This is a genomic window from Bradyrhizobium sp. WSM4874, from assembly GCF_055811835.1.
The window spans coordinates 1-1851 of the sequence record NZ_JBVVPR010000137.1; the positions used below are offsets into that span (position 1 = coordinate 1).

The following is a 1851-nucleotide window of genomic DNA, read 5'->3' on the forward strand; positions in this document are numbered from 1 at the left end:
TGTTCGAAATATGAACGGTGGCGATGCTTTATCGGAGATGAGGGTAGGCCCCTCGAAGTCGGCTTGCAGGAGCAGGCTTCAAACCGCCACGAGCTGCACTGGTCAAGAGCCATTGTGGTGAACGTCGATGGAAAAGGCGGAGCAAGACTCCGTCAGGTGAGGTTCAAGGAGACGAACGGAAGTAAACCGCTGATGACGTGTCGAAACGTATCAAACGACGTCGAAACCGGGACCCAGACTTCTGTCCCGCGAATAAAGATTGAGGGGAGCCTGTCTACTGCTCAATCGGCGTCCGGCATGGAGGCGGCGTGACCTTGATCCAGGCTTTGGTAAGGAACTCAGGAACCTGTCGTCCCGATGCCAAGGGAGAAGCTCAAGCGGATGGACTCCGCGAGGGCGAGAGTACCGATGCGGGACACAGGGGCGGAGTCGCTCGTAATAGGAATGAAGGCTCTGTAACGGAGCTGGACCGAAGGGGTGACGTCGCCCGGCTTTATTATGTTGGCAACCTGCAAGGGGAGGACCAGCGTGGATAAAGCAAGACCGTTTAATATTTGCAAGCGCGAAGTATGGTTGGCTTATAAGCGAGTGAGGGAAAGCCGCGGGGCGGCTGGCGTCGACGATCAAACGATCGCGGAGTTCGAGAGGGATTTGAGTAACAACCTTTATCGGCTCTGGAATCGAATGTCGTCGGGCAGCTACATGCCGCCACCGGTTCGTCGAGTTGACATACCGAAAGGGGACGGACGGGGAACGAGATCGTTAGGTATCCCGACCGTTTCTGACAGAATCGCCCAAATGGTAGTCAAGCGATATCTTGAGCCCGTCCTGGAACCAGTGTTCCACGATGACTCCTTTGGATATCGTCCCGGTCGGTCGGCGCATGATGCGTTGGCTGCGGCACGGCAGAGATGCTGGCGCTTTGACTGGGTGCTCGATCTCGACATCAAAGGCTTCTTCGACAACATCGACTGGGAGTTATTGATGCGAGCGGTGCGTCGTCATACCGACTGCGCATGGGTGCTGCTCTACATCGAAAGATGGCTGAAGGCACCCGTGAGCATGCCGGATGGCGCGCTGGTCAGCCGAGAGAAGGGGACCCCGCAAGGGGCAGTCGTCAGCCCAATCTTGGCAAACCTTTTCCTGCACTATGCGTTCGATCGTTGGATGAAGGAAAATAATCCAGACATTCCGTTCGAGCGCTACGCGGATGATGCCATCTGTCATTGTCGCAGTGAGGCGCAAGCGCTTTCATTGCGGCAAGCGCTGGAAGCGCGGCTTGCGGCGTGTAAGTTGGAATTGCATCCGCAAAAGACGAAGATTGTGTACTGCAAAGACTCGAACCGACCGAACGGTTATCCGGAGCAACGCTTCGATTTTCTGGGCTTTACGTTTCGACCCCGACAATCGATGAATCGCGCTGGAAAGCTGTTCGTCAGTTTCTCTCCTGCGGTCAGCGACAAAGCGGCCAAGGCGATGCGCGAAGACGTGCGTCGCTGGAAGCTGCATCATCGCAACGATCTCGACTTGGAGAAAATCGCCCAATGGGCACGGCCTATTCTTGTTGGCTGGGTCAACTATTACGGGCGTTTTCATCGTTCGGCGCTTCGCAGGGCACTGCGCACAGTAGATCCATTTATCGTGCGCTGGGCACAGCGGAAATACAAAAGACTTCGGGGACACGCAAAGCGAGCGTGGGGCTGGTTGCGCGGGGTCAAATCCCGCCAGCCGAACCTGTTCGCCCATTGGTCCACGGAATCTCCGGTTGGGGCGATAGGAGCCGGATGAGTCGAGAGGCTCACGTCCGGTTCTCGGAGGGCGTGGGGGTGGGATTCCCCCGCGCTACTCGAC

The 1851-nt window shown here is 56.9% G+C and carries 2 protein-coding genes; both read left to right on the forward strand.

Annotated elements, in window-relative coordinates; translation table 11 throughout:
* Positions 1 to 312, forward strand: a 312-nt coding sequence (locus AC0L3P_RS39635) for a hypothetical protein (RefSeq protein WP_473309418.1), incomplete at its 5' end; no start/stop codon positions are given.
* Between the two features lie 216 nt (positions 313 to 528).
* Positions 529 to 1788 carry a group II intron reverse transcriptase/maturase gene (ltrA, locus tag AC0L3P_RS39640; RefSeq protein WP_473309419.1) on the forward strand — a complete coding sequence of 420 codons (1260 nt, stop codon included), beginning with the start codon at positions 529 to 531 and terminating at the stop codon, positions 1786 to 1788.
* The last annotated feature ends 63 nt before the right edge of the window (positions 1789 to 1851 follow it).